Source organism: Moorena sp. SIO3I6 (genome assembly GCF_010672095.1).
The window spans coordinates 1-12,380 of record NZ_JAAHHU010000158.1 but is presented as its reverse complement, the minus strand read 5'-3'; the positions used below and the strand labels follow the sequence as shown (position 1 = coordinate 12,380).

The window sequence follows — 12,380 nt, the reverse complement described above, 5'->3', positions numbered from 1 at the left end:
CAAAATCAAATGATCGCGCATTCATACTTCAATTCAGCAAAGCAAAAATTCCTTGATCATCTGCCCAAAATACAAATTATTAACCTCAAAGTATTGATTGTTATAAACTTTGTAAAACTTTAGTAACCAATACTAAAAAGCGATCGCTACGAGCTGTAAACGATCGCCTTTTAATTACCCTTCTAATCCTTATTGGTATAGCTCATAAAATAGTCGATTTGTCAACTCAAAGATGGGTTTGCCCTGGGTGCGATTGTGGTCAACGCCTTTCTTCCATGGAGCAGGTTAATTTCCAGAGCTGCATCAAAGCTGTGGTACATCGGTTTCAACAGCAGAGCCACAGTATTCAAGGCGGTCAATCTTTAATTCTCGCCCAGAGCGAATGTCTTCCATCGGTGATTTACATTCTGGGCAAGCGTATTGACTATCAATATCAGGCCGATAGTCTTGTTGACAGTGATGGCAAAAGGCAATTAAGGGAGTTTCCTGAATCACCAGTTTTGCACCAGACAAAAAGGTGTTGGGAATTTGAGCTTCAAAGGCCAATTCCAAACTCACGGGTTCGACGCCAGTGAACTGGCCTACTGTGAGATGGACGCAGGAAATTTTGGGTCGCTCTGGCTGTGCTTGCCACCAATTGCGCAAGGTCACAATTAGTGCCTTAGTCATGTCAGTCTCATGCATTGTTGAAATCCACCTTCAAGTCCAATCTACTAGTTCCGGCTGCGCTTCTGGATGAATATAGGAGGGTTTTTCCTGGCGCGGCAGTTGACCAGATAGCACTAGGTGCCCCATTGTGTCACAGATGACGCGAGTTGCCATCAGGGCAGTGATGTCGCTGATGTCATAGGGCGGCGAGACTTCCACTACTTCCAAACCGCAAACAGGAGCTTTCTGAACTATCTTGCCCAGTAGATACAGAGCTTCCCGGGGGAGGAGTCCGCCCGGTTCGGGCCAGCCTGTACCAGGAACAAAACCGGCATCGATACAGTCAATATCGAAGCTGATATAAATGCAGTCGGTACCGTCTAGTGCCCGTTCCAGGGCAAACTCTACTGCTGCGTCCAATCCCATTTCAGTGATATCGGTTACTGTCAGGATATTACTTGCCCGCTCCCGGCAAACTTTGACTCCCTGGCGAGGTACTTGCCAACCGCCAATGCCCAGTTGCACTAAGTTCTTGGCTGGAGCATTCCTCATGTTAGTTGCATGAAACCAAGGGCAGGTGTGCATCCGCTCATCCAGGTCGGTTTCCTGGGTATCTACATGGCGATCAAAGTGGATAATGCCAACTTTCTTGTCCCCTAAGTGCCGACAAATACCCCGAACGGTAGGAAATCCGATGGAATGATCCCCTCCCAAAATGATGGGAAACGCTCCAGAGCTGAAGATGTGAGCAATGCCTCTAGAAATCTGGTCAAATGACTTTTCGTTGTTGGCTGGAATTGTAAAAATATCTCCCACGTCACAGAGGGTAATTTGCTCTCGTAGGTCAATCCCCAACTCAAAGTTGTAAGGAGTGTACAAGGCAGAAATGCGGCGAATGCCTTGGGGACCAAAGCGGGTTCCGGGGCGATAGGTGGTTCCCGAGTCGTGGGGAACCCCGACAATGGCCACATCGTATCCCTCAACCTGGCGAACATCTTCGAGATAAGGTGCTTTGAGAAAGGTATTGATCCCAGCGTAGTGAGGTAGTTCACCCCGCGAAAAGGTGGGAATAGTGCGATCGCTAATACTCTCTGCTGCTTCCAGCCCGTATTCGAGCCCCCTTGACACCTCCTGCTGCCATCCCGTCAACGGTAGTTGAGCTTCACGCTCCAGGGCACGTTCCGCCTCAGAAGGATTTGAACTGTTACTGCCTGGGCTTTCAAACAAGGGGTTTTCAGAAGAATTTTCAGTCATTTGCACTCCCGAGAAGTTTTCAAAACATCTTAATCAGCGACTTATAGCCTACATTCCCACGTTGGACATGAAAGCTATGGTATTTTTTAAACTTCTCACCGATAGGTTCTGAAATGATAAACCTACAGATTTCTTTTACTTGAGTTCGATCTCAGGGAGTTGGCTAAAAGCTAGGCCATGTCTGCTTGGGTCTAAAAACCCTTGCTGTAGCGGTGCAGAGGAGGCAAGGGAGCCAGGGGAAGTACGGGAAGCAATGATAAATTACAACTGTCTTACCCCCTACTTTTCTTGATCGAGTAATTTGCAGACAGACCCTAAAACCCAAGGAAACGGAATTATTCTAATACACTTGTGGATTCACACAATAGGGTAATCGCTTACCCAAAAGTCCAGCAATAAGATTATTCACCGCCATCGTAGCCATTTGCGATCGCGTTTGATAAGTTGCACTGCCAATGTGAGGAGTAATGATCAAATTATCCAAGGTCAACAACGGACTATCCATGGGAATAGGTTCTGGTTTAGTTACGTCCAGAGCAGCAGCAGCGATTTGACCATTCCTCAGAGCTTGGTAAAGTGCTTCTGGATCTACGATTGCTCCTCGTGCGGTGTTGATCAAGATAGCCGAGGATTTCATCAGCTCAAACTGGGGAGTACTAAATAGATGGTAGGTTTCTTCAGACAGAGCAGTGTGAATGGTAATAAAGTCTGATTCCCTTAGCAGCAAGTCGAATTCAGCATACTTTACACCAAGGGATTGTTCTAATTCTGAGTCCCGTCGATGCCGACTGTAATAAAGAATTTCCATATCAAAGCCTCGCCCACGACGAGCAACAGCTTGACCAATGCGTCCAAAGCCAACAATTCCTAAAGTAGCACCGCTGATGTTTGGTCCTAGCAATAAAGTAGGTTCCCAAGTCTGCCAATGACCAGCACGTACAAATTTATCTGCTTCAATCACTCGCCGTGCTGTTGCCATTAGTAACGTCCAGGCTAAATCAGCTGTAGCCTCAGTCAGGACACCAGGAGTATGACCAATGGGGATACCCCGGATGGTGGCAGCTGAGATATCAATGTTATCGTAACCTACTGCTAATTGGCTGATTACCTTGAGGGATGGTGCAGCTTCGATGATTTGTTGGTCAATGGAATCTGTGAGTAGGCACAGTAAGCCATCGATTTCTTTAACTTTGTTGAGCAATACCTCGTAGGGAGGCGGTTGACGCTCTGGCCAGATTTCCACATTGGCGATTTGGTGGAGTTGTTCGAGTCTGGTATCAGGAAGGCGGCGAGTTATGAAGACTTTGGGTTGAGACATCGGGTGGGTCAGTTGTTGTGGCTATAAAAATTTTCGTCTGCATCTCAAGGACTAGATTGTAGAGTAGATTATCAAGGGGATTTTGGTATTACTAGCTGCTTCTTCCAGCTAACGATTCATAAAATCTTCAGGATTAATCCCCAGCTGTTTTAGTTGAGCTTTCAAAGCATCAAGGTTCTGTTCAGCTTCCGCAGCCCGTTGCTCAGCTTGAATAGCCCGTTGACGTTCTTGAGCTGCTTCCAGCTCAGCCTGTTCAGTTCTTTCCTCTGGGGAGGGATACCGTTTCCCGTTAAGGTCATACCAATAAAGCCATTCCCGACTCCAATCCTGATAACTTCCTAACTCTGTACCAATTCCCAAACCAATTTCTGGCATCCACACTGGATTCCCGCTTTGACGCACATACACCCCATCTACCAAGCGATGAACCTCAAAGGGCTCCCCTTTGCGTGGATAATAACTGTCGCCATCATAAATTACATAATATAGGAATCCTAATTCGGCATAGTCTAATTTTTTCTGGTCGTACTCGCCATTGTAGGTTTGAGAGACATTTTCGATGGCTAGAATTGGCACGGTGTTGTTTTCTTCCCAAAGCACATAACTTAAACGTCCTTGACGACCCTTGGGACGAATTTTGCGCCGGTCTACTCCTAAACTTAAGAAAGCGTCAGGAACTATCGCGCTTTGGTTAGGGTGGTAATAGTAGCCCATATCAATTCCAAAAAACCAGTCATAGCGCTGTTGCCAGATTAAGGATAAGATCCCTTTGAGCAAGTGGGGAATTAAATCTTGCAGTTCGTTATCCACAGGGGTGTTATCAGAAGAGGGTAACTCCTCGGAAGTAGGAAGATATTGTAATGGGTCATACTTTAGCATGGTGATTCCCCTTAGTTAGACCTGGCTGATTGCATTTTACCCAAACTAGAATTCCTCACACCAGAACTATGAGCTTATAGGGTGAGGGCGCAAGTGATGGTGCAAGGGAAGCGTTACAAAAAGACCCACAAATTCCTATAAATTCTTATCTTTTCAATCTATATAATGATTGATTAGGTTCCTGATCACTCAAGGTGGGATGCAGAAGTGTTTAACTTTAGATCAGGGAACTTCGGATGAACTAGTTTTAGATTAACTTGGTATCTTTAACTACAGTTTTTAGCATCTTTATCCTAATTCTTGCTCTGTTCACAACAACGATAGACAGACATTAGCAATTTTGGTAAACTTTGATAGCTGGATTAAACACTTCTGGGGAAACCTCTAACCTTAGAACATCAGGCTATACAAAGATAAAGCTGACAAAAATAAGCAGATCCCAGCCAACCAGGCAATGGACGGTGTAACTTTAGCAGCCATCTACCATGTCACATCCAACACTCCTGAAAGGGAAGTGTGGATGGTAGGATGATCGGTGTCTGGGTCAGATGTTAACTGGAAAAGACTTGGAAAATTTTCTGCCCAGAAAAAACGGTTACTTGAACCCAGTGTCCGATTAATCTGTAAACCATTAGTTGGAGGTGCAGCATTCATTCCCACCTAACTCTAGGAGTGTAGGTGTGTTATACTGCCGCAATTTTTAATGAAAATTCCCAAATTACTATCCCTATGTGCTGTATTTCTACTTAGTTTAGTCCTAGCTATTAGCTGCAACCAATCCCCAAACACCAAACCCTCAGATAACTCCCAAGCCGTTAAAGATTCTACTCCCATTGTTATGGGATACAGCAGTTGGCCTGGTTGGTGGCCGTGGTACATTGCGGAAAAAGAAGGTTTATTTGAAGCCAATGGCCTTAATGTACAACTAAAATGGTTTGATGGCTACCTGGAATCCATGGAAGCTTTGGCAGCAGGAAAACTGGATGCTAATTGCCAAACTCTTAATGATACGATATCTTTTGCTGCTGATGCGGTTAATGGTGAAGTAGCGGTTCTGGTCAATGATAACTCTGCTGGCAATGACAAAATTATTGTCACAGCAGAAATTAATTCCCTGAAAGACTTGAAAGGAAAAAAGGTAGCAATAGAAGAGGGAGTTGTAGATGACTTCTTGCTTAGCTTAGCCCTAGAAGAAGAGGGAATGTCCAGAAAAGATGTGGAAATTGTCCCCTTAGAAACTGGGGCAGCAGCAGCAGCATTTGCAGCGGGTAAAGTAGATGCCGTGGGTGCATTTCCTCCCTTTTGGCTCACTGCCCTAAAACGAAAGGGAAGTAAAGAATTAATTAGTTCCAAAGCATTTCCTGGGGCAATCCCTGACTTACTTGTAGTTACTCAAAAGCTGATTGATGAACGTCCTGGCCAAGTTCAAGCTCTAGTAAAGACTTGGTTTGATATCCTGGAGTTTATGAAAACTAATCCCAAGAAAGCCGATGAACTGCTGGCGGAACGCGCTAATGTTAGCGTTGAGGAATTTCAACAGTTTAAAGAAGGAACTCGAATATTTACCCTGGAAGAAAACCTAGAGGCATTTAGCCCTGGTAATAGTATGAAGCATATGCCGTTTGCCGCTAAAAAAATGTCTCAGTTTATGCTGGATGTGGGATTTATTCAAAAAGTTCCTGATTTAGATAAGATACTTGATGACCAGTTTGTCAAAGCCTATGCCGCAGGTCGTTCTTAGTCATTAATAACCCATCTAATTAAACCGGTGCGTTACACGTCGTTAACGCACCCACCACATTTCTTAGACTCTTTAATGAATAGTTCCCAGACAACCAGATCTCTAAAGCCTACCGTTTTTTGGCGCATTGCTGAGGATATTCCCAAATCCTTAAACTGGATATTAATTATCCTATCAGTTACTATTCCGTTTGTTGCTTGGTGGCTCATCTCAAGTTTTGCTGGCCTTGATTCCGTCTTCCTCCCGTCACCGATTGACGTGGGTAAAGCCGTTATCCGTTTGTGGCAACAAGGCTTTCTTATTCAAGATACTGTTGCTAGCATTCTCAGAGTTTTTGCTGGCTTTCTGTTAGCAGCACTTATTTCCATTCCCTTGGGGATTTCCATGGGAGCATTTGCCAGTATCCGAGGGTTAACAGAACCAATAATTGGTATTGTTCGCTATATGCCAGCTCCGGCATTTATCCCTCTATTCATTATCTATCTAGGTATTGATGAAGCACCGAAAATTGCACTGATTTTCATTGGAACTGTCTTTTTCAATACCTTAATGATTATGGATGCCGTAAAGTTTGTTCCCAAGGATTTAATTGAAAGCACCTACACTTTGGGAGGACTAAGAAGACAAGTCCTATTAGAGGTGATTACTCCCTATGTGATTCCCAATATTATTGATGCATTTCGAGTCAACATGGCAGCATCTTGGAATTTAGTGATTGTAGCAGAATTGGTCGCAGCAAAAGTGGGACTAGGTAAACGTATTTTGCTAGCCCAAAAGTTTCTAAAAACCGATGAAATATTTGCCTGCTTGATTATTCTAGGATTAATCGGATTTGCCATTGATTTATCCTTCCGATTGCTGCTCAGACTTACCTGTAAATGGGCGATTGATTAGATTTTTTGTTAACGGTTGTTCGCGTAGCGTGGCCGAAAGGCCAAGGTTGAAGGTTGAAGGTTGAAGGTTGAAGGTTGAAGGTTGAAGGTTGAAGGTTGAAGGTTGAAGGTTGAAGGTTGAAGGTTGAAGGTTGAAGGTTGAAGGTTGAAGGTAAGCTGTCAGCTAATGGGCTACTTCCCAGCGTCGAAGCCCACGCTAAGCGAACAGCATATGCTTACGTAATCACAAGCAAAAGGGAAAAGGCTTGCAGGAAAATTGAGAATTACAATACCTAATACCCAATACTCAATATACCGAATACTCAATACCCAATACCGAATTACCAATATCACTAATAATAAAAAACCATGCACTTAGAAATTTATCACCTTTACAAACAATTTCCCACGAAACAAGGTACTATTGTTGCCCTAAAGGATATTAATATGCATGTTGAGACAGGGGAATTGGTCTGTGCTGTGGGTGCATCTGGTTCGGGTAAGTCTACCCTGTTGCGTCTGATAGCTGGTTTAGATATGCCTACAGCTGGAGAAATTACGGTTGATGGTTTGACGGTGACTGGACCTAGTTCAGAGCGAGGCATGGTTTTCCAACGATATACCCTATACCCTTGGATGAATGTGATCCATAATGTAGAGTTTGGCTTAAAGCTGCAAGGTGTCCCAAAGCAAAAACGCCGAGAACAGGCTGGTTATTATTTAGATGTGGTTGGGCTGTCTGGGTTTGCTAAGTCCTATCCGAAAGAATTATCTGGGGGCATGAAACAACGGGTTGCGATCGCAAGAGCTCTAGCCTGTCATCCTAAAATCCTGCTGATGGATGAACCCTTTGGCGCACTTGATGTACAAACTAAGGAAACCATGCAACAGTTTTTGCTTGAGGTTTGGCAGCGGACAGGTTGCACCATATTAATGATTACCCATGATGTAGAAGAGGCAGTGTTTTTGTCTCAAAGGATTTATGTGCTGACAGCACGACCTGGTACAATTCAACGGGAATTGCGGATTGAGTTACAGGGTGAGCGCACTTACAAAATCAAGCGTCATCCTGAATTCCATCACTACACTGAGGAAATTATGGATTTGCTCCGGGATAGGCCAGAGGAAGTAAGTAGGAGTGTAATATCAAGTCCGGTTTAATACCCATAATAAAAGTATGGAGCCTCGGCGCGGATTGAGTTAGAGGGTGGGAGGTGTGGGGAGATGGGGGAGATTTTTATTAAGGCTAATTATCCTGAGATGATATTAAGGGTTGACAGTTAACCGTCAACCCTTAACCGTCAATCGTCAACGAAAACAAACATCAACTCATACAAAACAAACCTAACTGCAAATGCGATCGCAAACACTAGCCCCTCATTATAGAAAGTATGAAATGTGTGTGAATCGTAGGCCATGACTATCTAATGGGGTGCATCTTTACTTAAACTTTGACTTAAGCTTTGACTTAAGCTTTGACTTAAGCTTTTCTGATTAATTATCAAAACTAAACCCATCAATGGCCTCAATCAACCTATCAATTTCATCCGGCTGGGTGAAGTAGTGAACACAGGCACGGACACAGTCTGGGTCCCGGAGAGTTCGTAGCAAAAAGCCTTGCTGCTCCAGAAACTCTACTAACGTGTTATGGCGCTTGCCATTAGTCAACACAAAGGACACCAGACCAGCTTTGGGAGGTGAAGTAGCCAAACACCTGACTGCTTCCAACTTGGATAAGCCTTGCCATAGGTATTCACTCAATTGACAAATTTGCTGATAACGTTCCTCAGCAGTTCCCCATTGCTGATGAATTGCGATCGCACTACGTAATCCTCCATACAGGGGATAAGCCGAGGTAGCCACTTCAAATCTTTGTCCATCTGGTTGCCAATCCACAGGTTTCCCAGCTTTATCCAGAATAATCCCCCGCCAACCAATAAATGTGGGATTGAGGCTGCTCAAGGCATCTGGACTCACATAGAGACCTCCCACTCCTTCTGGGCCACACCACCACTTGTGACCGGTAAAGGCATAGAAATCTGCCCCCAGTTCGGTTAGATTTAAGGGCAAAGAACCTACTGACTGAGCTGCATCCACTAGAACCCTCACCAATTGGCTACTCTGATCATAGTTGTGACACACATGAGTTATATCCTTGAGTGGCAATACTTGACCCGTATTCCACAGTAGATGACTCAATACCACCAATCGCGTCTGAGGTCGTAAGTATTGCTCAATAGTTTTAGTGGGGTCTCCCTGATTTAGAGTTGCCATAATTGGACAAGTAGATACCTCTACCTGATACCGACGGGAGATTTCCTGGGCAGTAGCGATAATGCCTTGGTGTTCACAATCACTCATCAGGATGTGATCACCCGGTTGCCAATCAATCCCCCACATGGCAATATTGCAGCCAACGGTAACATTTTCGGTGAGGGTGATGGTTTCTGCTGATGTCCCCAACTCTAATGCGATCGCACTTCGAGTTTTGTGGGATTCCTCGGTAACCCAGTCATTGACTTTACCCGAGAATGGGCCATAGCGCTGCACATACTCATAGGCTTGTTGGATGGCATTTAGAGATACCAGAGGCAGAGTCCCTTGGCCCCCAAAATTGAAATAGGCTTTGTGGGCTAATGCCGGAAATTGCTGTCGGTGGATGTCCCGTGGAGTTACTGTAGTAGATATACCAGTCATGAGCATTTTAGTCAATCCCATGGTATTTTATCTTATCAGCCCCGTGGACAAGCTAAAATTTTTTGGATATATTGGACTAAGACATATGTCTTAATTTAAAGAGCGCGAATTTCGTGCATTTCTATAGCGCTTCTTTAGCTTGTCAAGTGCATATGTATAAATTTTCAGCAATTCCTCAGTTGACGGTAGCTAACACTAATCCGTTAGTCTTGGGGTTATTTTATTATGTATGCACCAGTAAACTAACTCTACTACTGTCTTTGGATTAAGTCCATAGCAGTAAGCTCGAACCGTTCTAATTATCCGTATTAATTATTAAAGTTTTATTAAAGTTTTATTAAAGTTTTAGTTTTGACTAGGTCAATGAAAAGTTTATTGAATTGAACGTTTTTTGTTGAGTTGACCCTATTGGACAGTCAACATTCAATAGTAAACCAATAGTCAACAGTCAACAAGTTCATGATTAGATTATAGTGTTAAACACCAACCAATTAATTGAACTATGAGTAAAGTTTTGATTGTGGAAGATAACCTGGCTCAGTTAGAGTTAATGGCTAGATACCTACGGGACAGTGGTAACACAGTTATTTGTATTGCTGATGCTAAAGATGCTTTGGATAAGGCAGTAACGGAAAAACCTGATGTTATAGTTCTAGATATAGTTATGCCAGGAATGAGTGGCTTCGAGTTGTGCCGCAGCCTGAAGAACCATCGGGATACCACTAGCATTCCCATTGTTATTTGTTCTTCTAAAAATCAGGACATCGACCGTCTCTGGGGTATGAAACAAGGCGCTGATGCCTATCTCACCAAACCTTTTTCTAAACAGCAGCTAGTGGACATTGTTAAGTTGGCTGTGGTTTGATTCATCAGTTGAGTCCTAGGAGTAGTAATACTAATTATACCCTAATCTTTTAAAGAGTTTATATCTTAAATAAAATAAATAAAATAAATAAAATAAATAAAATAAATTAATTAATACCTAAAAATAGATTTACTTCATAGTAATTTATTTCGGTTATTATAATAGCTGGCTTGCTATTATTATTGTTTTTTTTATATAGAAATGACAGATAAAACACTCCTGTCATAATAATGCTAGCATTTAAAAAATATGGTTCTTCAGTACCTGCTATGCGCTCATTTCAAGTAAAAAAAATCAGAAAGCTTACTCTACAAGGGAAATGATGCTATTTAATTAACAATAATTTATAAATACTGCCTCTTTCCACTGCTCCCTACTCCCTGCTCCCTGCTCCCTTTGCCAAGCGATGCAGCGCGGTCTTGGGGAGGCAGCGCGGTCTTGGGGGTTCCCCCCATGAGCGACTGCCGTGGTTTCCCCCATGAGCGACTGCATCAAGAAAGTGTTAATTTAGCATAACAAGTACGGAAGAGCCAAAAATATTCAAAAAAATAGGTAAAGTACACAAGTTTTGGATTTTAGGGAACAGGGGGAAAATAATTGTCTGTACCTGATTACTGATTAATATAATATCGGCTATATTATATTTTATTATTTTAAAAAAAAATCTATATTATTCTAGTTGAATAGTTACTCACTAATGACAGGTATACAATTGCGCCCGGTAATCAAGCCAACCACTACCCTCAAAATTTCTTCCTCTCAACAAAGCAAAAAATCACACCTACAATGGTTTTATAACTTACCAGTTAAAACCAAGCAAATTGTTGGTTTGTTTTCCTCCGAAGTAATCTCTGTGGCTGCACTGATGGGTGTAGGAGCATTATTAATTATCATAGGGGGAAGAGCTCAATTACGTGGGCAAGCTCAGTCAGAGTTGGCTGTCACAGAAATAAACTACAACATTAAAATCAACCAAATGGGGTTTGGGTTCCGTGGTCAATCGGAAAATACTGCTATTCTTGAAGCTGCTCTTGCCCATAGTAGAAATCAGTTATTGTCCAAATCACTAGAGGGACAAGTTAAGCAAATTCTCCAGAATGAAGTTAAAGCTCGCCAGATTGAATATGCCACTCTGGTGGACAAAGATTTACGAATTATTGTTAATGCTAATGCTGACCGGAAAGGAGAAACGTTTAATCCCAATAACCTGGTTAGTCAAGTCCTCAAGCAGTCTGAGCAAATTACAGCTAATCAAATTGTCAGCTGGCAAGAATTGAGAAAAGAATCACCCCCTTTACCTGAGGGGTTGATGAAGCAAGATGCCCTAAAGCAAGGTGCCCTAATTCGTTACACGGTCACACCAGTAAAAGACCCAAAAACTGATGATGTGATTGGTGCTTTGGTTTCTGGGGATATTGTTAATGGCAAGGAACCCATTGTCAAGGAAACCCTGAAAACCTTTAACGGAGGCTACAGTGCTGTTTATTTGCATCAGCCTTCGGGAGAATTTACCTTAGTAACAGCCTTAGACCAAGGTAAAGCTGCCAATTGGGAGCAAGCCCAATCTGATATTCCCTTACCTAATCCATCCCTACTTGAGAAAGTCGTTAATGTTGGTAAAGTAGACGAGTTAGTTACCGACCGTCAGAAGGTAGGAAACCAAACCTACACCATGGCAGCAAAAGCTCTAATGGATTCTCAGGGAGAACCGGTGGCAGTATTAGTGCGGGGGACTAGCGAATCTGACCTGAATGCTTTTCTTACAGGTAGCCTACTGCTACAAGGGTCCGTTGTGTTCTTGGCATTAGCAACAGATGTATTTTTGGCAATTCTGCTGGGGCGGTCAATTGCTGAACCGATTAAAATGCTACAGCAGACTACCCATAAATTTGCCGCAGGCGATCGCGAAACCCGTGCTGAGGTCATAGCTACTGATGAACTTGGTCAACTGGCAGATACCTTCAATAAACTTGCTGACAACATCGTATCTAAGGAAGAAGCTCTCGCTCAACAGGCTTTTCTCCAGCAAGCCATAGCGGAGCGCTCCCAGTTATTGGCTGAGTTTACCAGCCTTCTTTATAAATCTGTGACATCAGAAAATATCCT

General features: G+C 43.2%; 12 protein-coding genes. 5 read left to right on the top strand and 7 right to left on the bottom strand.

The genetic code is table 11. The features are described 5' to 3' along the window. Positions 1-303 precede the first annotated feature (303 nt). The 5 genes from hypA to F6K49_RS28745 form a co-directional block, all read right to left on the bottom strand. Positions 304-684 (bottom strand): hydrogenase maturation nickel metallochaperone HypA, encoded by a 381-nt coding sequence (hypA, locus tag F6K49_RS28765; protein WP_293046290.1) that lies wholly within the window; start codon positions 682-684, stop codon positions 304-306. A gap of 15 nt (positions 685-699) precedes the next feature. Continuing rightward, on the bottom strand, positions 700-1,902 hold the full coding sequence (locus tag F6K49_RS28760) for an agmatinase family protein (RefSeq protein ID WP_293102118.1): 1,203 nt from the start codon (positions 1,900-1,902) through the stop codon (positions 700-702). 340 nt (positions 1,903-2,242) lie between these two features. Further along, a complete protein-coding gene (locus F6K49_RS28755; protein ID WP_293102115.1) occupies positions 2,243-3,220 on the bottom strand; it encodes a D-glycerate dehydrogenase in 978 nt (325 codons plus the stop codon). 108 nt (positions 3,221-3,328) lie between these two features. Then, entirely contained in the window at positions 3,329-4,099 is a 771-nt protein-coding gene (locus tag F6K49_RS28750) for a Uma2 family endonuclease (protein ID WP_293062748.1), read from the bottom strand. 480 nt (positions 4,100-4,579) lie between these two features. Further along, positions 4,580-4,753, bottom strand: a complete 174-nt coding sequence (locus F6K49_RS28745; RefSeq protein WP_293102113.1) for a hypothetical protein — start codon at positions 4,751-4,753, stop codon at positions 4,580-4,582. 49 nt (positions 4,754-4,802) lie between these two features. On the opposite strand from F6K49_RS28745, the gene F6K49_RS28740 reads away from it, so the two are divergent. From F6K49_RS28740 to F6K49_RS28730, 3 genes are all read left to right on the top strand, one after another. After that, positions 4,803-5,840 carry an ABC transporter substrate-binding protein gene (locus tag F6K49_RS28740; RefSeq protein WP_293102110.1) on the top strand — a complete coding sequence of 346 codons (1,038 nt, stop codon included), beginning with the start codon at positions 4,803-4,805 and terminating at the stop codon, positions 5,838-5,840. A gap of 75 nt (positions 5,841-5,915) precedes the next feature. Further along, positions 5,916-6,734, top strand: coding sequence for an ABC transporter permease (locus tag F6K49_RS28735; RefSeq protein WP_293102107.1), 819 nt, complete (start codon positions 5,916-5,918; stop codon positions 6,732-6,734). A gap of 347 nt (positions 6,735-7,081) precedes the next feature. Then, positions 7,082-7,873, top strand: coding sequence for an ABC transporter ATP-binding protein (locus F6K49_RS28730; protein WP_293024826.1), 792 nt, complete (start codon positions 7,082-7,084; stop codon positions 7,871-7,873). Between the two features lie 333 nt (positions 7,874-8,206). Here the strand turns inward: F6K49_RS28730 and F6K49_RS28725 are convergent, their stop codons facing one another. Continuing rightward, positions 8,207-9,409, bottom strand: coding sequence for an aminotransferase class V-fold PLP-dependent enzyme (locus F6K49_RS28725; RefSeq protein ID WP_293024824.1), 1,203 nt, complete (start codon positions 9,407-9,409; stop codon positions 8,207-8,209). Between the two features lie 502 nt (positions 9,410-9,911). Here F6K49_RS28725 and F6K49_RS28720 point away from each other — a divergent pair. Next, positions 9,912-10,274: a response regulator gene (locus F6K49_RS28720; RefSeq protein ID WP_070391006.1), complete on the top strand. Its 363-nt coding sequence runs from the start codon at positions 9,912-9,914 to the stop codon at positions 10,272-10,274. 333 nt (positions 10,275-10,607) lie between these two features. Here F6K49_RS28720 and F6K49_RS28715 read toward each other — a convergent pair whose 3' ends face one another. Beyond that, positions 10,608-10,754 carry a hypothetical protein gene (locus F6K49_RS28715; RefSeq protein WP_293102104.1) on the bottom strand — a complete coding sequence of 49 codons (147 nt, stop codon included), beginning with the start codon at positions 10,752-10,754 and terminating at the stop codon, positions 10,608-10,610. Between the two features lie 217 nt (positions 10,755-10,971). On the opposite strand from F6K49_RS28715, the gene F6K49_RS28710 reads away from it, so the two are divergent. Continuing rightward, a partial coding sequence (locus tag F6K49_RS28710) for a HAMP domain-containing protein (RefSeq protein WP_293102101.1) occupies positions 10,972-12,380 on the top strand: 1,409 nt, incomplete at its 3' end.

Bases quoted from the DNA above. Each gene is read 5' to 3' on its own strand.
- hypA (WP_293046290.1), bottom strand. From the start codon at position 684: ATGCATGAGACTGACATGACTAAGGCACTAATTGTGACCTTGCGCAAT.
- F6K49_RS28760 (WP_293102118.1), bottom strand. From the start codon at position 1,902: ATGACTGAAAATTCTTCTGAAAACCCCTTGTTTGAAAGCCCAGGCAGT.
- F6K49_RS28755 (WP_293102115.1), bottom strand. From the start codon at position 3,220: ATGTCTCAACCCAAAGTCTTCATAACTCGCCGCCTTCCTGATACCAGA.
- F6K49_RS28750 (WP_293062748.1), bottom strand. From the start codon at position 4,099: ATGCTAAAGTATGACCCATTACAATATCTTCCTACTTCCGAGGAGTTA.
- F6K49_RS28745 (WP_293102113.1), bottom strand. From the start codon at position 4,753: ATGAATGCTGCACCTCCAACTAATGGTTTACAGATTAATCGGACACTG.
- F6K49_RS28740 (WP_293102110.1), top strand. From the start codon at position 4,803: ATGAAAATTCCCAAATTACTATCCCTATGTGCTGTATTTCTACTTAGT.
- F6K49_RS28735 (WP_293102107.1), top strand. From the start codon at position 5,916: ATGAATAGTTCCCAGACAACCAGATCTCTAAAGCCTACCGTTTTTTGG.
- F6K49_RS28730 (WP_293024826.1), top strand. From the start codon at position 7,082: ATGCACTTAGAAATTTATCACCTTTACAAACAATTTCCCACGAAACAA.
- F6K49_RS28725 (WP_293024824.1), bottom strand. From the start codon at position 9,409: ATGACTGGTATATCTACTACAGTAACTCCACGGGACATCCACCGACAG.
- F6K49_RS28720 (WP_070391006.1), top strand. From the start codon at position 9,912: ATGAGTAAAGTTTTGATTGTGGAAGATAACCTGGCTCAGTTAGAGTTA.
- F6K49_RS28715 (WP_293102104.1), bottom strand. From the start codon at position 10,754: ATGGGGGAAACCACGGCAGTCGCTCATGGGGGGAACCCCCAAGACCGC.